Source organism: Leifsonia sp. Y862, assembly GCF_057669585.1.
Genome location: NZ_JBYHFR010000001.1, coordinates 40,514 through 65,460, shown reverse-complemented (window position 1 = coordinate 65,460; position 24,947 = coordinate 40,514). Strand labels below are relative to the sequence as shown.

General features: G+C 65.5%; 21 protein-coding genes. 7 read left to right on the top strand and 14 right to left on the bottom strand.

Going from position 1 to position 24,947, the window contains the following annotated elements; all coding sequences use genetic code 11:
* Nucleotides 1-154: 154 nt before the first annotated feature.
* Together AC25Z0_RS00320 and AC25Z0_RS00315 are read right to left on the bottom strand one after the other, a co-directional pair.
* Nucleotides 155-526: a DUF488 domain-containing protein gene (locus AC25Z0_RS00320; protein WP_488131892.1), complete on the bottom strand. Its 372-nt coding sequence runs from the start codon at nt 524-526 to the stop codon at nt 155-157.
* On the bottom strand, nt 523-2,586 hold the full coding sequence (locus AC25Z0_RS00315; RefSeq protein ID WP_488131891.1) for a thioredoxin domain-containing protein: 2,064 nt from the start codon (nt 2,584-2,586) through the stop codon (nt 523-525). The genes AC25Z0_RS00320 and AC25Z0_RS00315 overlap by 4 nt, the downstream gene beginning before the upstream one ends.
* A gap of 73 nt (nt 2,587-2,659) precedes the next feature.
* Between AC25Z0_RS00315 and AC25Z0_RS00310 the strand changes: the two genes are divergently transcribed.
* The gene (locus tag AC25Z0_RS00310) at nt 2,660-3,778 is read left to right on the top strand and encodes a hypothetical protein (RefSeq protein ID WP_488131890.1); all 1,119 of its coding nucleotides are present in this window, start codon (nt 2,660-2,662) and stop codon (nt 3,776-3,778) included.
* Nucleotides 3,779-3,882: 104 nt separating this feature from the next.
* On the opposite strand, the gene AC25Z0_RS00305 is transcribed toward AC25Z0_RS00310, so the two are convergent.
* Nucleotides 3,883-4,290, bottom strand: a complete 408-nt coding sequence (locus AC25Z0_RS00305; protein WP_488131889.1) for a RidA family protein — start codon at nt 4,288-4,290, stop codon at nt 3,883-3,885.
* A 77-nt stretch (nt 4,291-4,367) separates the two neighbouring features.
* On the opposite strand from AC25Z0_RS00305, the gene AC25Z0_RS00300 reads away from it, so the two are divergent.
* Nucleotides 4,368-4,742: a winged helix-turn-helix transcriptional regulator gene (locus tag AC25Z0_RS00300; protein WP_488120858.1), complete on the top strand. Its 375-nt coding sequence runs from the start codon at nt 4,368-4,370 to the stop codon at nt 4,740-4,742.
* A 26-nt stretch (nt 4,743-4,768) separates the two neighbouring features.
* Here AC25Z0_RS00300 and AC25Z0_RS00295 read toward each other — a convergent pair whose 3' ends face one another.
* From AC25Z0_RS00295 to AC25Z0_RS00280, 4 genes are all read right to left on the bottom strand, one after another.
* Nucleotides 4,769-6,187, bottom strand: a complete 1,419-nt coding sequence (locus AC25Z0_RS00295; RefSeq protein ID WP_488131888.1) for an NtaA/DmoA family FMN-dependent monooxygenase — start codon at nt 6,185-6,187, stop codon at nt 4,769-4,771.
* A gap of 102 nt (nt 6,188-6,289) precedes the next feature.
* Complete coding sequence (gene pnuC, locus AC25Z0_RS00290; RefSeq protein ID WP_488131887.1) at nt 6,290-6,955, bottom strand: nicotinamide riboside transporter PnuC; 666 nt, start codon at nt 6,953-6,955, stop codon at nt 6,290-6,292.
* Nucleotides 6,952-7,929, bottom strand: coding sequence for a siderophore-interacting protein (locus tag AC25Z0_RS00285; RefSeq protein ID WP_488131886.1), 978 nt, complete (start codon nt 7,927-7,929; stop codon nt 6,952-6,954). The genes pnuC and AC25Z0_RS00285 overlap by 4 nt, the downstream gene beginning before the upstream one ends.
* A gap of 94 nt (nt 7,930-8,023) precedes the next feature.
* Complete coding sequence (locus AC25Z0_RS00280; RefSeq protein WP_488133094.1) at nt 8,024-8,884, bottom strand: NAD(P)-dependent alcohol dehydrogenase; 861 nt, start codon at nt 8,882-8,884, stop codon at nt 8,024-8,026.
* A 209-nt stretch (nt 8,885-9,093) separates the two neighbouring features.
* Between AC25Z0_RS00280 and AC25Z0_RS00275 the strand changes: the two genes are divergently transcribed.
* Entirely contained in the window at nt 9,094-9,678 is a 585-nt protein-coding gene (locus AC25Z0_RS00275; RefSeq protein WP_488131885.1) for a TetR/AcrR family transcriptional regulator, read from the top strand.
* Here AC25Z0_RS00275 and AC25Z0_RS00270 read toward each other — a convergent pair.
* The gene (locus AC25Z0_RS00270) at nt 9,660-10,982 is read right to left on the bottom strand and encodes an aminotransferase class V-fold PLP-dependent enzyme (protein ID WP_488131884.1); all 1,323 of its coding nucleotides are present in this window, start codon (nt 10,980-10,982) and stop codon (nt 9,660-9,662) included. The genes AC25Z0_RS00275 and AC25Z0_RS00270 overlap by 19 nt on opposite strands.
* Before the next feature lie 216 nt (nt 10,983-11,198).
* Complete coding sequence (locus tag AC25Z0_RS00265) at nt 11,199-12,032, bottom strand: aldo/keto reductase (RefSeq protein ID WP_488120851.1); 834 nt, start codon at nt 12,030-12,032, stop codon at nt 11,199-11,201.
* 546 nt (nt 12,033-12,578) lie between these two features.
* On the opposite strand from AC25Z0_RS00265, the gene hrpA reads away from it, so the two are divergent.
* Nucleotides 12,579-16,469, top strand: coding sequence for an ATP-dependent RNA helicase HrpA (gene hrpA, locus AC25Z0_RS00260; RefSeq protein ID WP_488131883.1), 3,891 nt, complete (start codon nt 12,579-12,581; stop codon nt 16,467-16,469).
* Between the two features lie 653 nt (nt 16,470-17,122).
* Here the strand turns inward: hrpA and AC25Z0_RS00255 are convergent.
* Genes AC25Z0_RS00255 through AC25Z0_RS00245 form a run of 3 tightly spaced genes read right to left on the bottom strand, consistent with a single transcriptional unit; the run spans nt 17,123 to nt 19,841 of the window.
* The gene (locus tag AC25Z0_RS00255) at nt 17,123-17,923 is read right to left on the bottom strand and encodes an amino acid ABC transporter ATP-binding protein (RefSeq protein ID WP_488120849.1); all 801 of its coding nucleotides are present in this window, start codon (nt 17,921-17,923) and stop codon (nt 17,123-17,125) included.
* On the bottom strand, nt 17,920-18,945 hold the full coding sequence (locus AC25Z0_RS00250; protein WP_488131882.1) for an amino acid ABC transporter permease: 1,026 nt from the start codon (nt 18,943-18,945) through the stop codon (nt 17,920-17,922). Before AC25Z0_RS00250 ends, AC25Z0_RS00255 begins: the two co-directional genes overlap by 4 nt.
* Nucleotides 18,945-19,841, bottom strand: a complete 897-nt coding sequence (locus AC25Z0_RS00245) for an ABC transporter substrate-binding protein (RefSeq protein WP_488120847.1) — start codon at nt 19,839-19,841, stop codon at nt 18,945-18,947. Before AC25Z0_RS00245 ends, AC25Z0_RS00250 begins: the two co-directional genes overlap by 1 nt.
* Before the next feature lie 208 nt (nt 19,842-20,049).
* Here AC25Z0_RS00245 and AC25Z0_RS00240 point away from each other — a divergent pair, with 208 nt between their 5' ends.
* Complete coding sequence (locus tag AC25Z0_RS00240; protein WP_488131881.1) at nt 20,050-20,766, top strand: alpha/beta fold hydrolase; 717 nt, start codon at nt 20,050-20,052, stop codon at nt 20,764-20,766.
* A 34-nt stretch (nt 20,767-20,800) separates the two neighbouring features.
* On the opposite strand, the gene AC25Z0_RS00235 is transcribed toward AC25Z0_RS00240, so the two are convergent.
* Nucleotides 20,801-21,658, bottom strand: a complete 858-nt coding sequence (locus AC25Z0_RS00235; RefSeq protein ID WP_488131880.1) for a sulfurtransferase — start codon at nt 21,656-21,658, stop codon at nt 20,801-20,803.
* A gap of 108 nt (nt 21,659-21,766) precedes the next feature.
* On the opposite strand from AC25Z0_RS00235, the gene AC25Z0_RS00230 reads away from it, so the two are divergent.
* Nucleotides 21,767-22,975: an MFS transporter gene (locus AC25Z0_RS00230; RefSeq protein ID WP_488120844.1), complete on the top strand. Its 1,209-nt coding sequence runs from the start codon at nt 21,767-21,769 to the stop codon at nt 22,973-22,975.
* 37 nt (nt 22,976-23,012) lie between these two features.
* Entirely contained in the window at nt 23,013-23,837 is an 825-nt protein-coding gene (locus AC25Z0_RS00225) for an aldo/keto reductase (RefSeq protein WP_488131879.1), read from the top strand.
* 76 nt (nt 23,838-23,913) lie between these two features.
* On the opposite strand, the gene AC25Z0_RS00220 is transcribed toward AC25Z0_RS00225, so the two are convergent.
* Nucleotides 23,914-24,921 (bottom strand): aldo/keto reductase, encoded by a 1,008-nt coding sequence (locus AC25Z0_RS00220; RefSeq protein ID WP_488131878.1) that lies wholly within the window; start codon nt 24,919-24,921, stop codon nt 23,914-23,916.
* Nucleotides 24,922-24,947 lie beyond the last annotated feature (26 nt).

Below are 24,947 nucleotides of genomic sequence, written 5' to 3'. Positions count from 1 at the left end.
CGCCGGGCGAGGGGTTCTGCGATTCCCAGCCCCCCGGTGGAAATCGCCAGAAGATCAATGGTGGCGCTTGGCACAGTCTACGCCGCAGATTGCTGCTTCCATGCACGTTCTGAGAGCGTGGTTTTTCGTGGCCCATTCGGGGGCCAGTCCGAATCTATTCGTTCAGGAATTCAGCCAGGATCCTGGCGTGATTTACCCGTGGATCATGCGCCGCATACAACAGGGTCGTCGGCCGCTTCGCCTCGTCGTTCTGCGCGATGAGACCCACCAGCGCGGCGACGGCTGCGACGCTGTCCGGGTTCTCGGTGAGCTCGGCTCGATATCGCGTCGCGAACTCGTCCATCAGGTCTGGATCGTGGTTCCACCACGTGCGGAGCTCAGGACTGGGTGCCACGTCCTTCACCCAGGCGTCAAGGTGCGCGTCTTCCTTGCGCACGCCGCGCGGCCAGAGTCGATCGACCAGCACGCGGCAGCCGTCCTCCGGGCTCAGGTCGTCGTAAATCCGCTTAATCTGTACGTCGCTCATCTCTCCATTGTGCTGTCAGCGTCCCCCGCCGCCAACCCGCGCACCCACTCAGTGGGGTCGGTGACCGGTACCCGGCACACGAAGTTCTGGCACAGATAGGCCGTCGGCATCCCCTCGAGAGCGGTGCGACCGGCGACCAGCTCGAATCCCGCCGCCACCCAGTCTTTCGCCTGGGCTTCGGTCACGATGACCGCGGTGACCGTGGCCAGCGACACGGCAGCGGATGCCAGTGCGGCAGCCGATGCCGGTGCGCCAGCGGATGCCGGTGCGCCAGTCTGGCCGACGGGGTTGCGCAGGTGGCCGAGGAGCCCGCGAGGATCTGCACTGGCCGCCTCTGCATTCGGAGACACCACCACGAGCTGCCGGGGAGGAACGACCAGCCGCGCCATGACGCCAAGTGCGGCACCGAACGCCAGCGGGCGCTCTGGGGCGATCGCGGCCAGCGCTGCGAGGCCGGCCTCTGCGGCCTCCCGGTAGCGCTGCTCCTCCGTCAGCTCGTAGAGCAGCCGGCATGCATCGGCCAGCGCGCTGATGCCAGACGGGTAAGCCCCCTCAGATGGATCGATCTGCACAGCGAGCCTCTGTCCGACCAGGATCGGGTCTGCGCCATGAGGGGGCGCGAACACCGCGGCGCGCGCCTGCGATCCAGGGCCGGTGCCCGCATCAGCTTCCGTGGCAGCGTCAGCGTCGGTGCCCGTGGCAGCGCCAGCGTCGGTGGCTGAACCTAGAGTGCTGTCAACAAGGTCCCGCGCAATCGTGGCGTATCGCGACTGCCCCGTCACCATCGCCAGCTCGAGGAGGCCCCGTGCGAACATGCCGTAGTCCTCCAGCGTCGCCCGCGCCGCAGAGAGTCGCTGGCCAACGGAGGCACGCACCAGCTGCCCGTCAGCCAGCAGATGGTGCGCGATGAGGTAGTCGGCGGTCGAGCGGGCAGCGGATGTCGCTGTGTCGTCTCCGAACACGAATCCAGCACGCGCCAGCGCACCGATCGCCAGTCCGTTCCAGCCGGTGAGCACTTTCTCGTCGAGGGCCGGCGGGGTTTCCGCGGCGCGGTCATCCGCTTCGAGTGAGTAGTACCCACCCTCTGTGCGCTGGCCGTTGACCGTGCTCTCCGAGTCTTGTGCGCTGGCGAAACCGCCGCTCGGCAGCTGCATCACGTCGGTCAGGAAGCGCGTGATTCCGGTCGCGACGATGCGCGCCCACTCCTCGCCGGTCAGTTGCCAGGCGCGAGTATAGAGATCGAGCAGCTGCGCGTTGTCGTAGAGCATCCGCTCGTAGTGCGGTTCGCTCCAGTCCGCCCGCACGGCGTAGCGGAAGAATCCGCCCTCGACCGGGTCACGGAGCGGCGAAGCCCCCATTCGCTTCAGCGTGCGCAACGCCAGTTCCGTTCCCGACGATGAGGACGCGCTGAGCAGGAAGCCAAGAGCAGGCGCCACGGGAAACTTGGGGGCACCGTCGAATCCACCATGCGTCTGGTCTTCGTAGGCGATGAGTTCGTCGACCGCCGCCTGGAACTCTGCATCAGTCGGCAGCGGCTCCGTCGATCCGCTCAGCTGGCCGGCCGCATCGGCAATCGCAGCGGCGATCTGATCGGCGCTGGCCTCGACGGCGACTCGCTGGTTCGTCCAGGTCTCGGTGACGGCTTCGAGCACCTGCGGGAACGAGGGGCGCCCGAACGATGGCGCCGGCGGGAAATAGGTGCCGGCGAAAAAGGCCTTGCCCTGTGGTGTCACGAAGACGTTGAGTGGCCACCCCAACTCTGGAGTGAAGGCGCTGGCCGCGGCCAGATAGCTGGCATCGACATCAGGATGCTCTTCCCTGTCGACCTTGATACTCACGAAATGGTCATTCAAGTACTCGGCAATTGCCGGGTCGCTGAAGGATTCCCTGGCCATCACGTGACACCAGTGACAGGTCGAGTACCCGATGGAGACGAGCACCGGAACGTCGCGCCGGGCAGCTTCGGCGAATGCCTCTTCGCCCCAGCCGAACCAGTCGACCGGATTGTCGGCATGCGAACGCAGGTACGGACTGATGGCCTCTGCAAGTCGGTTAGGCATGTTCTATTCTGCCTCCTACTCGTATGCAAAAGGCGGAGTAATCTTCACCCTAACGGACGGTTTTCACTCAGTGATGCGGGCAACAGAGGCCGAAGAATTGTGGTCGGCTGCGCAAGCCAATGCGCAACTGCTGGTTCTGCTACGCACCGAGTATGCCGGGCGCCATGACGTACTCGACGCGCTCTGGTGGGCCGCGCATCCGCTCACGACCTCTCCACGGCAGGTGCCGGACCCGGCGTCGCACCTCGCGAGCCTGCAGGCCGCGGTGTTCTCTCGCCGAAACGAGACGGAACCCCTAATCGAGGTCACGTACCACACCGGGTACAGCGTGCGGATGACGAAATCGGAGCACAAGCTCAGGGTGCTGCTCCAGGAACTGGCCGACGATGAGTCAGCGCTCGATGCCCTCCTCGAGCGGATGCGGGATCACCCGGCGGCGGACACCGGAACGGCTGTGCCACCCGACGCTGACACTCGCGCTAACCCTCGCGCTAACGCAGACGCTGACCTCGACACTTCCCCCGACCCTGCCCTCGCTACAACAAGCCTGGCTGATCCGACGCACCGCTGGGGCCAGCGCTCACCCCCGGCCTCGCCCCCAGAAACGCCGCCAGAATCACCCCCGAACACGCGATGGCGGAAGCGGCCGGCCACGAGCGTCCTCGTGGCGATCGGCGCCTGCGTCGGAATCGTGGCTGGCCTTATCGCTGGATTGTGGTTGAAGGGCATGCTCGATCAGCCAGGGACAAGCACGGCCGCCGTGTCGAATATGTTCGCCGCCTTCGAGACCACGGGCTCCCCGCAGCCACCCGGCAGCGCGAGCGACGTGCTGCAGGTCTTCGACCAGCCCGCTGGGCTCCCGGGCGGCGAGACGTTGAACCTCGGGCGGGGTTTCGTCAACGAATCGATCAGGAGTGTGTTCGGCACGGTGCGGCAGCCGGGCGGATACGGGGTCTACGCCGTGCAGCGGGAAACGGATGACTATTGCCTGGTCATCCTCGACGGCTACCAGGGCATCAGCTCTGCGTGCGCGAGCTTGCGCGTGCTCCAGCAGAACGGGCTCTGGCTGATGAGCAGGGTCGTCGCGAAGTTTGCCGGCGGGGACAACCCACACAGCCCGCTCTATGTTGATGTCGCCGTACGGTGGGCGCCTGATGGCACGTTCTCCCAGCACGCCGTCCCGTCGCACTGATGGCCGAGGTGCAGACTACGCGAGCACCGTGCGTGCGCTGGGTATGACGCACCAGCCAGAAGCGTTACCGCGGCAAGACGTGGAGCAGGCGACGAGGCGACGGCTCAGTCAAGTACGGCGTATGCCTCGAGTTCGACGAGCACGTCGGGTTCGAACAGAATGTCGACACCGATGAGCGATGCCGGCGGCATCGGCTGAGGCAGACCGAGTTCCCTGGCCACGAGTTCGACGCCTGCCATGAAGTCGCCCATCTTCTCTGGCGACCACTGGGTGGCAAAGAAGCGCAGGCGCACGACGTCGGCGAACGTCGCACCCGCTCCGGCGAGCCCGCGGGCGGTATTACGCAGCGTCTGGGCGACCTGCCCGGCCAAGTCGTCCGCCATGTAGTCGGTGTCGGGGTCCCGGCCGACCTGTCCAGCGACGTGCACATGGCGGGTACCCGTCGCGACGGAGACGTGGGCGTAAGGCACGGGCTGGATCATGCCCTCAGGGGATAGCAGCTGCACGGTCATAGGTTTCCTTAGTTCGAGCGAGTAGGTACCCCATGTCTACCTGGTGCACGAAGGGAACTTCAACGAGACTAGGTGTCATGAACGAAACCTCCCACGCCGACGCTGCCCTGCTCCTGGTCGATGAACCGCACCGCGAACTGCTCGACCAGGTTCTCGACAAGTGGTCACTGCAGGTACTCGATGTGCTGTGCGGCCATCCCCTGCGTTTCAACGAGCTGCGCCGCGAGATCCCGGCCATCGGGCAGAAGTCGCTCACCGCTACGCTGCGTCGCCTTGAACGCAACGGTATGGTCGAGCGCGTCGTGATCACCACGCGTCCCCTCGCCGTCGAGTACCGAGTCGCCCCGATTGGCGACACGCTCAACGAGCTCATCGACGCGCTACTGCGCTGGACGACGGCGAACATGTCCGAGGTGGAGCGGGCGCGGGCACGGTTCGACGACGAGGAATAGCGCGCCGCTCGCCTGCGCTGCTCGCCCTACGCCGTCCGGCTACCTGCCTGCTCCTGCTGCTCCCGTTCGACGGCGTGCAGGTTGCGCGGACGCTCAAGGCCCAGGTGATCGCGCAGGGTTGACCCGGTGTACTCAGTGCGGAACAGCCCGCGCCGCTGCAACTCAGGCACCACCAGGGTGGTGAACGCCTCGAACTGGTCGTTCATGAAGGCCGTGAGCACGTTGAAGCCATCGACGGCACCAGAGGTGAACCACTGCTCGAAGTGATCGGCCACCGAGACGGCATCCCCCACGACGACCGATGCCGGAATCACGTGCGTCACGAGCAGATGCCGGTACGTGACCGGCCGCGATGCGCTGCCGAGCCTGCGCCCGGTGCGCGCGGCAACCGTCTCGAGGAGTTGCTTGCCGACATCGCTGAAGCGGGCAGCCACCCGAACGGGAACGAGGTCGTCGAGCCCCCGAGGGCCGAGCGCCACCCCGACCACCTGTGACAGCGCACGGATGCTACGACCCTTGGGGAAATCATCCGCTTTCGAGAGCTCTGACCCGTCGTCAAGGGGAACCAGAGAGATCAGGGTGTCGAAGATGTCCCAGGCTTCCTCCCGCGTCTCGGCCACGATGGGCAGAACAGGCGTGATCACCTTGAGCTGGCCGGGGTCGCGTCCGACGTCCGCCGCTTCCTGCTTGATGCGCGCGGTGAATGCCACGGCTTCGGCGAGCGACGGCAGGGCGACGAGGGCCAGGTCCGCTTCGTCCCGCACCAGCTGCCGCGAGCGCAGCGAGGTGCCGGCGTGTACCAGCGGCAGGTGTCCCTGCACGGGCCTCGCAACGTTCAGCGCCCCCGCCACGCGCACGTGTTCGCCGCCGTACTGGGCGCGGTGCAGCTTGGACGGGTCGATCAGCGCACCGGTCACACGATCGCGCACGAATGCGTCGTCCTCCCAGCTATCCCAGAGCAACCGCAGCGCATCAACGAACTCGCCAGCCTGGTCGTAGCGGTGCTCGTTGCCCCAGTGCTCGTCGCGCCCGTGGTTGCCGGCCGCGCGCGGCTCGGCGCCTGTCACGACGTTCAGTCCGGCTCGCCCACCGCTCAGCCGGTCAACGGATGCCGTCGCCCTGGCCAATGCGTAGACATCCGTGTATGTGGTGTTGGCCGTTGCGATGAGGCCGATCTTCTTCGTCACGCCGGCCAGGAAGGTGATGGCGGACAGCGGGTCGATACGGGCCAGCAGGTACGGGTCGCGGAACTCCAGGTCGTGGCCGGTCGCCAGCCAGTCGCCGAAGAAGAGGTAGTCGAGTTTGGCGGCTTCGGCCAGTTTCGCCGTCTTGCGGAGCACGGCCGTGTCGTCGAGTGGGTTGTTGTGGGCGCCGGGGTACCGCCAGCCAGACGGGTATGCCCCGAGGGCCCTGAACATTGCTCCGAGAATGATGTGCTCGCTCATGCCTGCACGCTATGCGCATCGGGCGCGCCCCGGCGAGCGTGTTACGCCCGGCAGTTCACATGACGCAACCGGACGTAATGTAGCCCGGTGGTCGAGGAGACCCTAGGTGAGGGCTGGTGCGCCACTCTGCCTGCGCTGCACGCGCATCCAGACGAAGAAGCCGGCGAGCGTGAACGCCCCGTAGAACACGTACATCAAAGCGGATGCGTAGAAGCCCGCGCTGAACAGCAGGGGAACGCCCACGAGGTCGACGGCCACCCAGATGAGCCAGAACTCTGTCCAGCCCTTGGCCATGCCGTAGGTGGCGAGCAGCGAGCCGGTAAAGATCCAGGCGTCGGCCCAGACCGGTTCGTACGATCCAAGTGCGGTGAAGATCGGCGTCAGCACCAGTGTTCCGGCAACCATGCCGACGCCGAGGAGAATGCGCACGCGGTTGCCGGCCCACCGCGGGGAGACGGCAATGTGCGTCGTCGAATTCCGACTGCGCGACCACTGGATCCAGCCGTAGATCGACACCACGATGAACATGATCTGTCGACCGGCCTGGCCCCACAGGTTGATCGGGTTCGGGGTGTCGAACACCGCCCCAAGGAACACCGTGAAGAGCAGCGCGTTACCGACAATACCCACGGGCCACGCCCAGATCTTGCGGCGCATGCCACCGAGTGCACTGGCCAGCCCGAATGCGTTGCCGACGATCTCGCGCCAGAGAACCACCTGGTCGCCGATATGCAACTGGGCGTCGAACAGCCACTCGATCAGGTTCATCGGCGGGTGGAGCGTTCCGGGATCGTTGCGTCGGACTGCGCAGTGTCGGACTGCGCAGTGTCGGACTGCGCGGCCTCGACCTGTGCTTCTGCCTCGTCGACAGGGGCGTTCCAGTCGCGCTTGGCCGAGCGCCAGCCGTCTTCGGCCAGGCCGCGCTTCCAATATCCGGAGATGGAGAGGAAGTCACGGGGCACGGCCTTGTCCACCCGCAGGAAACGGCGGATCTCGCGCACGAATCCGGCGGCCCCGTGCACGAACGCGTGCACCTGGCCCTCAGGGAACGGAAGCTCGCGCACGACGGCGACGATGGCGGCATCGGGGTCTGTGCCCGAGTCAGAGCCAGAGCCAGAGCCAGAATCAGTAGTGCCCTGCTCGTCGCGGTGCACCCAGGTCACATCGAGCTGCGCCGCCGTGACGAGGGGGTACTCATCAGCCGCAGTGCCAACCTCGATCACGGCAACGGCTGTCGCCGTGGCGGGCAGTGCCTCGAGCGCGCGGGCGATGGCGGGCAGTGCCGAGTCATCGCCGACGAACAGGTGCCAGCCGGCATCCGCTCTGGGTGAATATGCCCCGCCGGGACCACGTACGTACAGTTCGTCGCCGGGCTGAGCGGATGCTGCCCACGGACCGGCGACACCCTCATCGCCGTGCACCACGAAGTCGATTGACAGCTCGCCGAGTGCGGCATCCCAGCGACGCACCGTGTAGGTGCGGAGGACTGGCCAGAACTCTGTCGGGTGATCGAGCTTGACCTGTTCGACGTCGTACGGCACCGCATAGGGCGCACCGGTGGGCGCGAAGATCAGCTTCACGTAGCTGTCGGTGGGTGCGGACTCCGCCATCGGGAAGTCGGCCAGGCCTTCGCCGCCGAACACCACGCGCACCATGTGCGGGGTGATCCGCTCTGTGCGCAGCACGCGAGCGCGCGCAACCGACTGAACTTTTCGCTCACGGGGCAAGTCTGTAGCGGACACGAGTGGGATCCTCTCTGGGCGACGGGACCATTACTGTGGCCAAGGACCAGCCTACGCAGTGCAGAGAGTTGGCGCGGCCCGTCCCGCCCGCCCGTCAGGCCAGGACCTGAACCACGTTCTTTCCGTGCCCGCCGCCTGCCTCGAGCGAATGGTGCGCCTGTGCGATCTTCTCGAGCGGATAGATCTCGTCAATCACCGGAACGATCCCACCGGCCTCGACGATCGTGGTGAGCTCTGCGATCACGCCCCGCGCGGGTTGGCCGAAGAACGTCCGAATCCGCTTCGGTCCGTACACAGCCGACAGGATCACAGCCGCCATGCTCTTCATCGAGCTGAATGCGATCGTCACCATGCGACCATGCGTTGACAGGTGTCTCCGATACCGCAGGAGGTCGGATCCAACGGTGTCTACGATCACATCGAACGTTCCGAGGTCGTCAACTGCTGTCGTCCTGCGATCCAGGGCCACGTCGGCGCCCAACGACAGAACAAGGTCGATGTTCCGCTCGCTGACGAGAGCGGTCACGTGGGCTCCGAGGAAGTGCGCGTATTGCACCACCACGCTCCCGACCCCACCGGCACCACCGCGGACGAGCACGCGGTCACCCGCCTCGACCCGACCGGTGTCGCGCACGGCGGTGATCGCCGTGACGCCAACAGCAGGCAGGGCAGCGGCATCCACCTCATTCAGGTCGAGCGGCATGATCGCGAGCAGGGACGCGTCAATAACCATGAATTCGGCCGCAGCGCCGGTCGAACGGGGGAAGAATCCGGCCTTGATCCCCCAGACTCGGTCACCCGCCCGAAATGTTGTGATGTCGCTTCCCACCGCTTCAACCGTTCCGGCCACGTCGATGCCGGTGCCCTGCGGAAAGCGGCGCCCAGCGAGAAACCTGAGCGAACCGCTGCGAGTGTCCGTGTCCATTGGATTGACGCTGGTGGCGGCCACGCGCACCAACACCTGTGATGCCGTCGGCACAGGCACCGGAACCTCGACAATTGCAAGAACGGCCGGACCCCCGTACCTCAAGAATTGAGCAGCACGCACGAGGTCTCCTTCGATAAATGGAACGGCCGTTCCAACTGTGAACGCTATCGTTAACTGGCACGGTAATTCCACTTAGTACATTCGTTCACGTATTCCATCTAGCCCAGGAGGCACCCATGGCCGCGACGGGAGCAACCGAGCTGCGCGTAGACGCCCGCGACAATCGCGATCGCATCGTTGCTGTGGCCAGCGACGCGTTCGCCGAGCTCGGCACGGGTATCTCAATGACCGAAGTGGCTAAACGCGCGGGCGTCGGCGTTGCCACGCTCTTTCGACGATTCCCCACCAAGGAAGCCCTGATCGATGCCGTCTTCTCCAGCAGCGTTGCATGGTGGAAGGGGCGCCTGGTCGATGCCAGTGCCGAGCCGCATGCATGGCGCGCGCTCCGCACGATCGTCGAAGAGGCGGCCGGCGAACAGGCCCGCCACCCGGCGTGCGCTGACATGGTCGTCACATCGTTCCTGCACGGCGACGGCTATGTCGCTGAGCGGCGAAGCATCGAGGCAGGATTTACGGAGCTCATCCGCCGGGCGAAGGCCGACAACCACGTGGTTGCCGATCTGCACTGGCGTGATTTCACACTCCTCATGGAGGCCAATGCGGGTGTCGTCATGGCTGCAGAGGGCGATGCCGCAGTTGCCTCGCGCCGCCTGACGGACCGGCTGCTGGATGCGTTCGAACGTCAGGCGCCGCAGCCGTAGTAGCCGACGCCCGCTCCGAGCACCGGCGCCCACTCCGGCCTGGGCCGGTCGTCCCCGCTCACGCCCCACTGCCCATCGATGAGCTCGTAGGTGGAGACCGGGCCATGTGCGAGATAGTCGGCCACGGCGTCGACGAGGGCTGCGACATCCGCTGCCGACGAACCGACTCCGACACTTGCGCGCAACGCCGGTTCTGTGATGCCGAGTCTCGTGAGCAGCGGATGCGCGCAGAATTTTCCGTCGCGCACGCCGATTCCGCGTTCGGCCGAGAGATACGTGGCCAGCAACCGGGAGTCGACGCCAGCCACAGTGAAGCTGACTACCCCGACGGGGGCCGTCGAATCGGGGAAGATCTGCAGCACGCGCACCCCGGGCAGAGCGGACAGGCCGTCGACCAGCTGCGCGCGCAATGCGGCTTCGTGCTCATGCCAGCGGGCATCGTCGAGCTCGGCCAGGGCGCGCAGGGAGCGGGCGAGCGTTGCAACGCCGAGCACGTTGGGCGAGCCGGCTTCGTGCCTGGCCGGTCCGGTGCGCCAGGTGGTCTCGTCGAGGGAGACGCGGCTGACCGCGCCGCCGCCGAGCAGGTATGGCGCGCCGGCGTCGAGCCAGTCGCCGCGACCCACCAGCACCCCAGCTCCGAACGGGGCGTAGGTCTTGTGCCCCGAGAACGCCAGGTAGTCGATGCCGTCGTACGCCAGGTCCACCCTGCGATGCGGCACGAGTTGCGCGCCGTCGACGGCCAGACGAGTGCCGTGGCGGTGGGCGATGGTGGCGAGCGCCTTGAGTGGCAGAGTCTCCCCCGTCACATTGCTGGCGCCGGTGACCGTGAGCAGCGCTGCGGGCCGTTCGGCGAGCGCGGCGGCAACCTTCTCCAGCGTCTCGGCGATAGTCGCACCCGCGGTGATCACCCGGCCATCGGTCTGTGTCCACGGCAACAGGTTGGCGTGGTGCTCAATGTCGAGCAGCACGGTCTCCCCCGGCACGATACTTGCGAGCAGGTTGAGGGAGTCCGTCGTGTTGCGGGTGAAGATCACCTGGTCGTTCGGCCGCGCCCCCACGAAGTCGCCAACGACGATGCGGGCGTTCTCATAGGCAGAGGTGGAGACCTGCGACGCGTACCCCGCGCCGCGATGAACACTCGCGTAGAGCGGCAACACCTCTGTCAGGTGCTCGGCGACAACCTCGAGCGCCGGCGTCGAGGCGGCGTAGTCCAGATTGATATAGCGCGTGCTGCTTCCGTCGATGAGCGGCACCGTGAGGTCTCCGCCGACAACCGGAAGCAATGGACAGTCAGTGATGGACATGCACCGACGCTAAGCCTGGGCAGCGGATGCCGCTATCGACGGCGACACACGACGTAAGAGTCGTCGCGGAACGTAACATCCGCCCGCCGCAGTTGCGACGAGCGGATGATGAGCACCGTTGGTCGAGGAGGCCGGTCACGGCCGTCTCGAGACCTCCCAGCGCAGGTTGATTTCGAGACGCTCGCTGGCGCTCGCTCCTCAATCAACGGTGCCGGGCTAGTTGACCTCGTTGGGGTGTGCGCTCACGCGGCCCGCACGCTCGAGGGCCGTGATGGCCGACATCTCTGAACCGCTCAGCTCGAAGTCGAAGACGTCGAAGTTCTCGACCATGCGCTCGCGACGGTTCGACTTCGGGAAGACGATGTTGCCGCTCTGCAGGTGCCAGCGGATGACCACCTGCGCCGGCGACTTGCCGTGCGCCTCAGCCGCGATGGCGACGACGTGCTCGTCAAACAGCGGGTACTTGCCCTGGCCGAGCGGTCCCCACGCCTCGATCTGGATGCCGTGGCGACGCGCGAACGTGGTGGTTTCGCGCTGCTGGTGCGCGGGATGCAACTCGATCTGGTCGACGGCGGGGACGACATCCGTTTCGGCCAGCAGGCGCTGCAGGTGCGGCTCAAGGAAGTTCGAGACGCCGATGGAGCGGGCGCGGCCGCTTTCCTTGATCTGTTCGAGTGCCTTCCAGCTCTCGATGTACTTGTCCTGCGCCGGTGCCGGCCAGTGGATGAGGTACAGGTCGACGTACTCCAGCCCGAGCTTCTCGAGGCTTTCGTCGAAGGCGTCGAACACCGACTCCGTGCCCTGGCGGTCATTCCACAGCTTGGTGGTGATGAACAGGTCTGAGCGGTCAATGCCCGACCGCGCGATCGAGTCGCCGACGCCGACCTCGTTGCCGTAGACCGCCGCAGTATCAATGTGCCGGTAGCCCACCTCAAGAGCATCGGTCACGATGCGCATCGTCTCGGTTGGGTCGACCTTGAAGACACCGAAACCAAGCTGCGGGATCGTGTGACCGTCGTTGAGCGTGAGGGTGGGAACAGAATTCGTCATGCGTCCACCCTATTCATAGTCACGATTTGTAGTCACGATTCATCGTCACTCGGGGAAGAAGTTCTGCCACGGATCATCCTGATAGCCCTTCCCTCTGCGCCCGCGCTTGGACGGTTTCCCCTGGCCCTTGAGCGCGACGGAACCGGCTACATACGGTCGGTCGGGAACATTCCAGCCGATCCGTTCGTCCCACTGATGTGTGTTCACCGCTGGCAAGAATGTCAACGATGCGACGACGGACCGGCTCGGCCATCACCTCAAACGGATGCATGTGAAATGGCTGCATGTGGCCACGGTATCCGCCCTCGATCGCGACGAATGAGTTCTCCACAACCTGAACGAGAACCAGGGGCACCCCCGATTTAGTCTTCTGAACTTCCGGCTCATATGAGCCGGAAGTTCAGAACGCTAAATCGGAACCCCTCCTGCCAAGCTAAGCGGGCAAGGCAGGGCCGGGCGGGGCGCTGTGGGCGAGTCAGGCGGCGGCACACGGCGCGCCCCAGCCGACATCTGTCGCTCACCAACACCGAATACGATGGAAAGCTCATGGAACCCGCACTGCTTCCCACGATCACCTTCCCCCCTGAGCTGCCGGTCAGCCAGATGCGCGAGGACATTGCGCGCGCCATCAGCGACAACCAGGTGGTCATCGTCGCCGGGTCGACCGGCTCTGGCAAGACCACCCAGCTGCCGAAGATCTGCCTCGAGCTCGGCCGCGAAAGCATCGGCCATACCCAGCCTCGCCGTCTTGCTGCTCGCACCATCGCCGAGCGCATCGCAGACGAACTCGGCCAGGAGGTCGGCCAGCTCGTCGGCTACCAGGTGCGCTTCACCGACAAGGTCGGATCGAACACTCGCATCAAGCTGATGACCGACGGCATCCTGCTCAACGAGATGCACCGCGACAAGCTGCTGCGCAAGTACGACACCATCATCATCGACGAGGCGCACGAGCGCAGCCTCAACATCGACTTCCTGCTCGGCTACCTCAAGCAACTGCTGCCGCAGCGCCCCGACCTGAAGCTCATCATCACGTCGGCCACCATCGACCCGCAGAGCTTCGCCGCGCACTTCGCGTCCGCCGACGGCACACCCGCTCCCATCGTCGAGGTATCTGGCCGCACTTATCCGGTTGAGATCCGGTACCGCCCGCTCGTCGCAGAGGCCATGACCGAAGCGGATGACGACACCGACGTCCTCGACAAGGCCGCGGCCGCCGTCGACCGCGACTACATCGAGGGCATCAGCGCTGCCCTCGACGAGCTGGAGCGCGAGTCCAACGGCGACGTGCTCGTCTTCCTCTCCGGCGAGAACGAGATCCGTGACGCAGCGGATGCCTTGCAGGGCAAGTTCGCGTCGTCGAACCGCGCCAGCCCCACCGAGGTGCTGCCGCTCTACGGGCGACTGTCGTCCGCCGACCAGCACAAGGTGTTCCAGCCCTCGACGATCGCCGGCGTCCGCCGCCGCATCGTGCTCGCGACGAACGTTGCAGAAACCAGCCTCACCGTGCCCGGCATCCGGTACGTGATCGATGCCGGCACCGCGCGCATCAGCAGGTACAGCGTGCGTTCCAAGGTGCAGCGACTGCCCATTGAAGCCATTTCACAGGCATCCGCTAACCAACGCAGCGGCCGCAGTGGCCGAACGAGCGACGGTATCGCCATCCGTTTGTACTCCGAAGAGGATTTCACGCGGCGCCCTGAGTACACAGAGCCCGAGATCCTGCGCACCAACCTGGCTGCCGTCATCCTGCAGATGATCTCGCTGGGCCTCGGCGACATCGCCGCGTTCCCGTTCCTCACGCCGCCCGATTCGCGGGGTATCAAAGACGGCCTCGACCTTCTCTCAGAGCTCGGCGCGATCGAATCGAACGGCAGCCGCGCAGGCAGCAGCGGTGCGACCAAGAGCACAACCGGCGGCGCATCGGCCACCTCGAAGCTCAGCCGCGTCGGGCACCAGCTGGCCAAGCTGCCCATCGACCCACGCTTCGCGCGCATGGTCGTCGAGTCGAAGGCGCAGGGCACCAGCCGCGAGGTGATGGCGATCGTTGCAGGCCTCACCATTCAGGATCCGCGGGAACGCCCATTGGAACGACGCCAGCAGGCCGACGAGAAGCACGCCCGCTTCGTCGACCCGACGAGCGATTTCCTCACGCTGCTGAACCTCTGGAACTACCTCGAGAAGCAGCAGGCCGAGCTCGGCTCCAGCGCATTCAGGCGCCTGTGCAAGAACGAGTTCCTCAACTACCTGCGGGTACGCGAATGGCAGGACGTCTACCGCCAGCTCAAGCAGCTGGCCAAGCCGCTTGGCCTTCACATCGGCGATCCAGCGGTCAATCCAGACGGCATCCACCGCTCGCTGCTGTCCGGCCTGCTGTCGCACCTCGGGCTGAAAGACACCGCCAAGCGCGACTATGTCGGGGCGAGGCAGCAGCGTTTCGTGCTGTTCCCCGGGTCAGCTCTGGCCAAGAAGCAACCGCCGGCGGTGATGAGCGCAGAGCTCGTTGAGACCAGCAGGCTGTTCGCCCGCATGAACGCCGCCATCGACCTGGCCTGGGCCGAACCGCTGGCCGGCGACCTCTGCAAGCGCAGCTATTCTGAGCCGCACTGGGAGAAGAAGCAGGGCGCCGTCGTCGCCTACGAGCGGGTGACGCTCTACGGTGTTCCGATTGTGGCCAGGCGCCGCGTGCAGTTCGCCAGGGTCGACCAGCCGTATGCCCGCGAGCTGTTCATCCGGCACGCGCTCGTCGAGGGCGAGTGGGACATCGACCGCATCGACAAGCGCCTCACCGCATTCGATCGCGCCAACCAGAAGCTGCGCGACGACCTCGCAGAGCTCGAAGAACGCACCAGGCGTCGCGACATCCTCTTCGACGATGAGGCCGTCTTCGAGTTCTACCAGCGCCGTATTCCAGCGGATGTCTTCTCCACCCGCACCTTCGAAACCTGGTGGAAGAAGGCCAGGCTCGAGACGCCCGACCTGCTCACGATGACCGCGGAGACTCTCGTCGCCGAAGACACCCCGGAGATCGACGAGTCGCTGTTCCCGCCGATCTGGCAGCAGGGCGACCAGAAGTTCGCGCTCAGCTACCGCTTCGAGCCGGGTTCAGACGACGATGGCGTCACCGTCCAGGTGCCGCTGGCCCTGCTCGCCAGGCTCTCGCCGGCCGGTTTCGACTGGCAGGTGCCCGGTTTCCGCCTCGAGCTCGTGACCGCGCTGATCAAGTCGCTGCCGAAGGCCATCCGTCGCAACGTGGTTCCCGCAGCCGACTGGGCCGCCAGGCTGCTCACCGAATTGCCGGCCGCTGCGCCGTCTGACACCCCGACAGCGCAAGCGCCGGCGTTCACGCAGGTGCTGGCCTCCCTCATCCAGCGCCTCACGCACGTGCCGGTGAGCCCGTCTGACTTCGACCTCTCGCGGATTCCGCGCCACCTTCGCATGACGTTCAGTGTCGTCGACGACCGCGGGCGCGCGCTCGCCAGCGGCACCGACCTCGGCCAGCTGCAGCGCCAGCTCGGCAGCCGCGCCAGGGAGAGCGTCGCCGCGGCATCCGCTGCAACGCCAAATGCCATCGAGCGCAGCGGTCTCACGACCTGGGACTTCACAGAGCTCCCCCGCTTCATCGACACGAAGCAGGGCGAGAACACCATCCGGGCGTACCCGACGCTGATCGATGACGGCTCATCCGTCTCCATCAAGCTGATGAGCACCGAGGCAGAGCAGGCTCGCACCCTGCCGAGCGGTGTGCGCCGACTGTTGCTGCTGGCCACCCCGTCGCCGGTGAACTACGTGCAGCAGCACCTCACCGGTACAGAGAAGCTCAGCCTGTCGACCAGCCCGTACCGCTCGACCCAGGCGCTCTTCGACGACTGCCTCGCCGCCTGCATCGACGACGTGCTGTACCGCGTTCAGCCCGACGGCCTGGTCTTCATGAAGGTGCAGTTCGAGACGCTGCGCGACCGGGTCTCCGGCGTTGTCATGGACTCCATGTTCGAGACGGTCGGTCTCGTCGCCCGCATCCTCACGGCATCTCGGGCGGCCGACAAGGCGCTCAAGGCCTCGACGAGCATCACGCTCATCCCTGCCCTCAGCGATGCACGTGCCCAGCTCGCCGGACTCGTGTACCCGAACTTCGTGAGCGCGACAGGCCTCACCCAGCTGCGCCACCTGCCGCGCTACCTCGGCGGCATCAGCGCGCGCATCACCAAGCTGGTCGAGAACCCGTCACGCGACCGCGTCTGGATGAACGAGATCCAGGCAGCCATGGCCAAATATACGGATGCCGGCGGCACGATTCCGCTGGCCCCGCATGCCCCAGCCCAGCTGGTTCGGGCGCGCTGGATGATCGAGGAACTCCGCATCAGCCTGTTCGCGCAGGAACTGAAGGCGGCAGAGTCGGTCTCCCTGCAGCGGATCCAGAAGGTACTCGCCGGCTGACCTTCCTCCGCTGGTTGGGGAGCGTCTCCCCCGCCGGTTGAGGAGCGCCCGACGGAGGAGGCCGCGTCTCGAAACCGCTGCGCCCGCCGGGGGCCGGCCGCACCTCGAAACCAACACTGGTTTCGAGACAGGGGCTCGCAGGCTCGCACCTTCCTCAACCAACGGCGGAGGGCATCCGCTCGCCGAGAATCGCCGTTTCGCCCGAGAGTCGCCGTTATAGCGGCGATTCTCGGGCAAAACGGCGACCTTCGAGGGACAGACTGCTGGCGAGTGCCCCACATGCCGCAATCCGCAAAGCGGCCACCCGTCGGTCCCCCGGGGCGTCGCGAAAACAGGATGAATCGACCATTTGTCATCGAAAACCGGACAGATCGCGCTCTCTGCGGCAAACGTTCCGGTATTGGCGACGGCTGGACGGACGATTGGTCCGCTGTGGTCTCGCAGTGACGCTGCGCCGCCGGATGCTGCGCCGCCGGGCCGCCGTCGAGAATGACCTTCGGTCACGACTTCCACGCCCTGGCGCGCGGAATCCCCTCTGGCGCGTGAAATATCGCGCGCCAGAGGGGATTTCGCGCGCCCAGCTGACATCGGATGGCTGTTCGCCCCATTGACGCTCGCCGGAGCGCGACTAGCTACGGCACCTGCGCGACGGCCTACAGCACCTTCGACAGGAACGCCTGCGTGCGCTGGTGCTGCGGGTTCGCCAGCACCTCACGCGGGTCACCAGATTCGACGACAACGCCGCCGTCCATGAAGACCATCGAGTCGGCGACCTCGCGAGCAAAGCCCATCTCGTGGGTGACCACGATCATGGTCATGCCCGATGCAGCCAGGCCCTTCATGACATCGAGGACCTCACCGACGAGCTCTGGATCGAGCGCGCTGGTCGGCTCGTCGAAGAGCATGAGCTTCGGTTCCATGGCCAGTGCCCTGGCGATCGCGACCCGCTGCTGCTGGCCGCCTGACAGGTGCGCGGGGTAGTAGTCGGAGCGATCCGCAAGTCCAACGCGGGCGAGCAGCTCACGAGCGCGCTGCTCGACCTCTGACTTACGTTGCTTCTTCACCCGCATCGGGGCTTCCATCACGTTCTCAAGCGCGGTCATGTGCGGGAACAGGTTGAAGCGTTGGAAGACCATCCCGATCTCGCGGCGCTGCCGAGCCGCTTCCTTCGGGCGCAGCTCGTACAGCTTGCCGTTGGCCTCACGGAAGCCGACGAGTTCGCCGTCGACGCTCAGCCGGCCGGCGGTGAGCACCTCGAGGTGGTTGATGCACCGCAGGAACGTGGACTTGCCAGAACCCGACGGGCCGACCAGGCACATCACCTCACCCCGCTTGACCTCGAGGGAGATGCTCTTCAGCACCTGGTTGGAGCCGAAGCTCTTCGAAACGCCCTCTGCCAACACCATGGGCACATCGGTGCTGACGGGAGGAACCGGGATAAACGTCTCGGTCATCGCATGCCTCCGTGCCCAGGGTTGATCGGTGGGTTGTCATTGTCATTCGGAGGCAGCACGACCGTCGGCTGGTTGGCGGCGGTCACGGGCAGGGTGCCGGTGATCGTCGTCTGGTCGTCCTTCTTGTCTGGGCGCCGATCGCCGACGCCCCTGGCGAAGCGTCTCTCCAGGAAGTACTGGCCGACCATCAGGATCGAGGTGAAGAACAGATACCAAATGGATGCCACGATCAGCAGCGGGATGGGATTGAACGTCTCAACCGAGATGTCGCGGGACCGCGCGTACAGGTCGAAGCTGAACGGCACGGCAATGACGAGCGAGGTCGTCTTCAGCATCGAGATGACCTCGTTGCCCGTGGGCGGGATGATCACGCGCATCGACTGCGGCAGGATGACGCGCCACATGGTCTGGAACCAGCTCATCCCGAGCGCTGTCGATGCTTCCTCCTGGCCGCTGTCCACGGACAGCAAACCGGCCCGCACGATTTCAGCCATATAGGCCGCTTCGTTCAGCGACAATCCAATGACCGCGAGCATGAACGGCGTGACCGCCGCGTTGGTACCGATCGAGAACCACGGCTCCATGAACGGGATTCCGATGTCGATGGTGGAGTAGATGATGGAAACGAGACCCCAGAAGGTCAGCTGCACGTAGATCGGTGTGCCGCGGAAAACCCAGAGGTAGAACCAGGAGATGCTCTTCAAGACCGGATTCGGTGACAGCCGCATGACGGCCAGCGCAACTCCGAGCACGATGGCGATCACCATGGAATAGACCGTCAGCTGGAGGGTCACGAATGCGGCCTCGCTGATGCGACGGTCGAACAGGTACTTTCCCACCTCCGGCCAGTCGTACGCCGGACGGCCAGCCGCATCGATGATGAACAGCGCGAAGATCACGACCAGCACAACGGCGAACGTGTTGCGCCAGGGATGCTTCAGCCGGATCGCCTTGATCGGCGCGGACTCACCGCCACTCTCCGGCGGGGTTGCCGCCGGAGAGCCCTGCACGGTGTCGGTCATTAGCCGTTCGACGCAGCGTTGATGGTGATCTCGGTGATGCCGCCATCCGAAACGCCCCAGGCGTCGAGGATCTCGGCGTAGGAACCGTCGTCGACCATGGACTGCAGGGCAGCCTGCACGGCCTTGGTCATCTCGGAGCCCTTCTGGGTGGCGATACCGTACGGTGCCACGTCGAAGCTCTTGCCTGCGGCCTGGAGCTTGCCGTCGGTCTTGGAGATGGCATAGCCGGTGACGGGTGAGTCGGCGCTCAACGCGTCGGCCTTGCCGAGCACGACGGCGTTGGTGGCTTCTTCCTGTGCGTCATACTTCTGAACCTCGATGGCCGGCTTGCCCGCGGCCGCACAGGCCTCGTTCTTTGCCGGGAGTTCGTCGGTCTCCTCGACCGTTCCGGTCTGAACGGCGACCTTCAGCCCACAGGCGTTGTCGGGGTCGACCGTCTTCCCGGCCGGCGAAGCCCACAGGATGCCGGCGTTGTAGTAGTTGACGAAGTCGACCTGCTTCTCACGCTCGACGTTGTCGGTGAATGACGATTCGCCGATCTGGACCTTGCCGCCCGTGATGCTCGGGATGATGTTCTCGAACTTGGCGACCTGGTACTCAGGGGTCAGGCCAAGCTTGGCCGCGATTCCGTTGGAGATCTCAATTCCCCAGCCGATCGGCTGGCCGGACTCGTCCTTGTACTCGTTCGGCGGGTACGCCGCGTCTGTGCCGATCAGGAGCGTTCCGGTGCTCGCGATGTCTGCGGGAACAAGCGCTGCGGCGGCGTCATCTTTGGAGATAGCGCTCGTTGCGCTGCTCGATGTGCTCGTAGATGGTTCCGAGTTGTCTACACAACCGGTGAAGATAAGGGCAACGGCAGCTGCGGCCACTGCCGGGATTGCGAATTTTGCGCGCATTTCAACCTTCTTATTTCTCGGGCTATTCAAATCTGGTTGGTACGAATCCGGGCATGATACGAGCGTTCAACCACGGACATTCTTGAGCCTATAACAGGCCTCGCACGCTGATTCGGTGCGTAGATAACGTTTTGAATACCGCATTCCGACGGTCTCTCCGGCTGCGGCGCCACTTGTCCGACACCGGTCTTGCCCCTAGGGTCTCGGCATGGACATCATCTTGGTTCCCGGGTTCTGGTTGGATGCATCGTCGTGGTCGAACGTCACGCCTCCGCTGGAGTCCGCGGGGCACCGGATGCATCCGCTCACGTTGCCTGGACTGGAATCGGTGAATTCTCCGCGGGCCGGCATCGGACTGCGCACCCACATCGACGCGGTGGTTGCGGCTGTCGACGCCATCGAAGGGCCCGTCATTCTCGTGGGCCACTCCGGGGGCGGGGCGATCATCTATGGGGCGATCGACGAACGACCGGAGCGCGTGGCGCGCGCCATCTACGTTGACAGCGGACCGCTCGCAGCGGGCTCCGCCATCAACGACAGCCTGCCGTTTGAGGGCGATGACATTCCATTGCCGCCATGGGAGCTCTTCGAGGATGAAGACCTCGTTGATCTGGACGATGATCTGCGCGCACAGTTCCGCGCACGCGCCATCCCCGAACCTCGTGGCGTGGCCTATGACGAACAGCAATTGCACGACGAGCGTCGCTTCGACGTGCCGGCGACAGTCATCGCGTGCGAGATGCCGTCCTCCTTGTTCATCAAATGGGTCGAGGAGGGCCACCCCTATGTGGCAGAGCTCGGACGCCTGCGCGATGTCGAGTATGTCGACCTGCCGACGGGACACTGGCCACAGTTCACCAAGCCAGCAGAGCTCGGCGACGTCATCCTGGCTGCGGTCGACCGGTCCGCGCGAGTTCCGGCGTAACCTCCTCGGCCACGAAGGTTCAGGCCACCGAGTTTCAGGCCCGCTGGTCGCCGGTTTCCACCGGGCGGTCTGGCAGGTTTGACCATTGCGACCACGAGCCTGGGTAGAGCGCCGGCTCATACCCGGCGAGCGTCAGCGCCACGGCCTCGTGCGCCGCGGTGACACCGGAGCCGCAGTACACGCCGACCTGCGCAGCAGCAGCGCCAGCTTCCCCCGTTCCGACACCCAGCGCTTCAAACCGCGCCCGCAGCACCTCCGGTGGTAGGAATCGTCCGTCAGCATCCACGTTCTCGGTCGTCGGCGCACTGCGTGCCCCCGGAATATGGCCGGCCCTCGGGTCAATGGGTTCCGTCTCCCCGCGATACCGAGCGCCGGCTCTGGCATCGAGCAGCACGCCGGTCATCGCTACCTCGGCAGCGGCATCCGCAGTGAGAGTAGGCATCCGCCCAGAGTCAAGCGTGATCGAGCCGGCGGAAATCTGCTCATCGCCGTCTGCCAGCGGCAGTCCGGCCGCCACCCAGGCCGGCAGAGCGCCGTCGAGGAGACGAACATCGCTCACCCCGGCATCCTTCAACAACCACCACGCCCTGGCCGCTGCAAAGTTGCCCTGACCGTCGTAGACCACAACGGTGTCGCCATCGTTGACGCCCCACCGTCTGGCCGCGGCCTGCAACTGCTCTCGAGTCGGCACCGGATGCCTGCCCTCCGTCGGCTCCCCATGTCGCGCGAGTTCTGTGTCGAGGTCGGCATACGCAGCAGACGGAATATGCCCGCGCAGGTATTCGCCGAGGCCGGGCGGGCCGCCGAGCGACCACCGCACATCGATCACGCGGACGTTGTCACGTACGGCCAGTTCTTCGGAAAGCTGCTTCGCAGAAATCAGGATCGTCACGCAGTCAACGGTAGTGGTTTCGAGGTCGCCCAGGTCGATCTTTCAGGGGGCCGGCTGCAGCCGCCCTCGCGCCCGCAATCGCCCTGAGAGACGTAGACTTGATTAATTGTGAGCAGCTACATCAACCTTCTGAAGACCCCGGGCGTCGGCCGAATCATCGCAGCTCAGCTCACGGCGCGTTTCCCGTTCGGAATGCTCTCGATCGCATTCCTGATTCACATTGAACAGGTCTACAACTCATATGCAGCGGCGGGTATCGTGCTGGGCGCCATGAGCATCGGCCAGGCCATCGCCGGCCCGCTCACCAGCCGGCTCATGGGGCGGTGGGGCATGCGTCCTGTCATCCTCATCACGATCGCCATTTGCTCTGCGTCCATCATCCTCATGGCCGTCCTGTCGCTCCCGATGCCTGGACTCATCGTCGTCGGCTTCATTGCCGGCCTGTCGATGCCACCCATCCAGCCGGCCGTCCGCACCATCTACCCGAAAATGGTCAACTCCACCCAGCTCACGCCGTTGTTCTCCCTCGACGCATCAGCGCAGGAGATCATCTGGGTACTCGGCCCGGTCATCGCGACGTTTGTGGCGATCCAGGTCAGTTCGGTCGCCGGCATTCTGCTGGCCGCTGCGTTCCTTATCGGTGGTGGAATCTGGTTCGTCGCGTCCCCAGAAGTCGGTCGTGTTCGCATTCCGCGCAGCAAGCGACGACTCGGTGTCGTGCTCAAGCGCCCGGCCGTACTGCTCAGCACCATCGTCGGATTCATGCTCGTGGCATCAGCCGCGTCCGTCGAGGCCGGCGTTGTGGCGTCCTTCGGTCACGGCAGTACGGACTCAGGCTGGGTGCTCGCTATCTTCGCTCTCGGCTCCCTCATCGGTGGACTCGCACTCGGGCACATGCCCATCGGCCCGTGGGCGCTGGCCAGTCGCATGCTCGTTGTGACAATCGGCATGATCCTGGCCTGCTTCTCGCTCGATTTCTGGTGGCTTTCCGCCACGCTGTTCATCGCCGGAATCGGCATGGCGCCAGCCCTCGCCGTGTTGTTCGGCATCGTGTCTGCGAGCGTCAAATTCTCCGACACCGCGGAGGCATACGGCTGGGTCGGCACCGGACAGCTCATCGGCGCCGCCCTCGGATCCGCGATCGCCGGCGTCCTGATCGATACATACGGCGGCCAGGCGGCCCTCGTCGTCGCGGCAAGCTTCGCCGCCCTCGGCTGCATTATTCCGGCGCTCGGTCGCCGTTGGCACCCCGACCTCCGCGGCCGCGATGCCGGCCCGATCCCCGACACAGCCCCGGTACCCATCCAGGCGTCCTAGCACTTCACATCGCAACTCAACTAGTTAGGTGCACCCCATGACGGCATCCCCCCGCCTCCCCATGAACGACGGCCGCACCATTCCGCAGGTCGGTCTCGGCGTCTACAAGATCGCCGACAACCTCGCAGCGGATGCCGTCGAGACCGCCATTACCGCTGGGTACCGTCACATAGACACCGCGGCGCTCTACGAGAATGAGGTCGGGGTCGGCGCCGGTATCGCCAGGGTCGCCGTGCCACGGGACGACCTCTTCGTCACCACGAAGGTGTGGAACAGCGACCAGGGCTATGACAGCACCCTGCGCGCGTTCGACACGAGCCTGGCCAAACTGGGCCTCGACTACGTCGACCTGTACCTCATCCACTGGCCGGCGCCGAAGCAGGACCGCTACATCGACACCTACCGCGCGCTCGAGACGCTGCACGCCGAGGGCCGTGCGCGCTCCATCGGTGTCTCCAACTTCCACGACCACCACCTCGACCGGCTGCTCGCAGAGACGTCGATCACCCCGGTGATCAACCAGATCGAGCTGCACCCCTGGTTGCAGCAGAGTGCAATGCGCGCTTACGACGCTGCGCACGACATCCTCACTGAGGCCTGGTCACCGCTGGCCAGGGGCAGGGCTATCGGTAACAGCACCCTCGACGAGATCGGCGAACGCTACGGCAAGTCGGCGGCCCAGGTCGTCATCCGCTGGCACGTCGAACTCGGCAACGTCGTCATTCCGAAATCCGTCACGCCTGAGCGCATCGTGGCCAACCTCGACGTCTTCGATTTCACGCTCACTGCCGACGAGATGCAGGCGATCGCCGCACTCGACTCCGGTGAGCGCACGGGCAAGGACCCAGACGACCTCGATTAAGGCGACCTCGACTAGGGCGACCTGGACTAGGGCGACCTGGACTAGGGCGACCTGGACTGGGGCGACCCAGCACCAGCTACCAGCGCGGGTGAATCTGCGCGCGCAGCAGCCGGTCGTAGATGTCCCGCACACCGGCGTTGAATGCTTCACTCAACGGCGCCACCGAACCGGCAGCCGCATTGGCAGCCGCCTGCTCCACCGAGCGGGCGCCGGGAATCACCGAGCTCACGCCGTCCAGCTGCGATACCCACGCCAGCGCAGCCTGTGCGGGCGTCAGCTCAGGGTCTTCGCGGGCGACGAGCGCGGCGAACTCGGCGGCGGCTGTCAGGCCGGTCTCGTAGTCGACGCCTGAGAATGTCTCCCCCACGTCGAAGTGGCTGCCGTCGCGGTTGAAGTTGCGGTGGTCATTCTCGGCGAATGTGGTCTGCCTGGTGTATTTGCCGGTGAGCAGGCCGCTGGCCAACGGTACCCGCGCGATGATGCCGACACCGGCAGCGTTCGCCGCCGGCAGCACGGCGTCGAGCGGTTTCAGCCTGAACGCGTTCAGGATGATCTGCACCGTGGCCGTGCCGGGACGCGCAATCGCCGCGAGCGCCTGGTCGCAGGTCTCAACGCTCAACCCGTAGTTGGCGATGACGCCCTCATCGACCAGGGTGTCGAGCGCGTCGTACACCTCGCCGGACTCCACGACAGCGGTCGGCGGGCAGTGCAGCTGCACCAGGTCGAGCGTCTGGGTGTTCAGGTTGCGGCGGGAGCTGTCCGTCCACTCCCGGAAGTTCTCCAGCACGTAGTTCTCCGGGATCTGGTCGACCCTGCGGCCCATCTTTGTCGCCACGGTGATCTCCCCACCGGCAGCCGCCTCAGACGGGTGATCGTGCAGGAAGTGCCCAATGATCTGCTCGCTGCGCCCGTCGCCGTAGACGTCGGCGGTGTCGAAGAAGGTGACGCCGGATTCAGCGGATGCCGCAAGCACGGCAACAGCGTCGCTCTCTGACACGTCGCCCCAGTCGGCACCCAACTGCCAGGTGCCGAGTCCGATCACGGATACAGTTCGGCCAGTTCGTCCCAGGATCTGTGTGCGCATGGGGCCAGCCTAGCCAGTCGACGACG

What these genes read in the sequence shown, in the direction of transcription:
- AC25Z0_RS00320 (WP_488131892.1), bottom strand. Translation starts at nt 526, where the DNA reads ATGAGCGACGTACAGATTAAGCGGATTTACGACGACCTGAGCCCGGAG.
- AC25Z0_RS00315 (WP_488131891.1), bottom strand. Translation starts at nt 2,586, where the DNA reads ATGCCTAACCGACTTGCAGAGGCCATCAGTCCGTACCTGCGTTCGCAT.
- AC25Z0_RS00310 (WP_488131890.1), top strand. Translation starts at nt 2,660, where the DNA reads ATGCGGGCAACAGAGGCCGAAGAATTGTGGTCGGCTGCGCAAGCCAAT.
- AC25Z0_RS00305 (WP_488131889.1), bottom strand. Translation starts at nt 4,290, where the DNA reads ATGACCGTGCAGCTGCTATCCCCTGAGGGCATGATCCAGCCCGTGCCT.
- AC25Z0_RS00300 (WP_488120858.1), top strand. Translation starts at nt 4,368, where the DNA reads ATGAACGAAACCTCCCACGCCGACGCTGCCCTGCTCCTGGTCGATGAA.
- AC25Z0_RS00295 (WP_488131888.1), bottom strand. Translation starts at nt 6,187, where the DNA reads ATGAGCGAGCACATCATTCTCGGAGCAATGTTCAGGGCCCTCGGGGCA.
- pnuC (WP_488131887.1), bottom strand. Translation starts at nt 6,955, where the DNA reads ATGAACCTGATCGAGTGGCTGTTCGACGCCCAGTTGCATATCGGCGAC.
- AC25Z0_RS00275 (WP_488131885.1), top strand. Translation starts at nt 9,094, where the DNA reads ATGGCCGCGACGGGAGCAACCGAGCTGCGCGTAGACGCCCGCGACAAT.
- AC25Z0_RS00270 (WP_488131884.1), bottom strand. Translation starts at nt 10,982, where the DNA reads ATGTCCATCACTGACTGTCCATTGCTTCCGGTTGTCGGCGGAGACCTC.
- AC25Z0_RS00265 (WP_488120851.1), bottom strand. Translation starts at nt 12,032, where the DNA reads ATGACGAATTCTGTTCCCACCCTCACGCTCAACGACGGTCACACGATC.
- hrpA (WP_488131883.1), top strand. Translation starts at nt 12,579, where the DNA reads ATGGAACCCGCACTGCTTCCCACGATCACCTTCCCCCCTGAGCTGCCG.
- AC25Z0_RS00255 (WP_488120849.1), bottom strand. Translation starts at nt 17,923, where the DNA reads ATGACCGAGACGTTTATCCCGGTTCCTCCCGTCAGCACCGATGTGCCC.
- AC25Z0_RS00250 (WP_488131882.1), bottom strand. Translation starts at nt 18,945, where the DNA reads ATGACCGACACCGTGCAGGGCTCTCCGGCGGCAACCCCGCCGGAGAGT.
- AC25Z0_RS00245 (WP_488120847.1), bottom strand. Translation starts at nt 19,841, where the DNA reads ATGCGCGCAAAATTCGCAATCCCGGCAGTGGCCGCAGCTGCCGTTGCC.
- AC25Z0_RS00240 (WP_488131881.1), top strand. Translation starts at nt 20,050, where the DNA reads ATGGACATCATCTTGGTTCCCGGGTTCTGGTTGGATGCATCGTCGTGG.
- AC25Z0_RS00225 (WP_488131879.1), top strand. Translation starts at nt 23,013, where the DNA reads ATGACGGCATCCCCCCGCCTCCCCATGAACGACGGCCGCACCATTCCG.
- AC25Z0_RS00220 (WP_488131878.1), bottom strand. Translation starts at nt 24,921, where the DNA reads ATGCGCACACAGATCCTGGGACGAACTGGCCGAACTGTATCCGTGATC.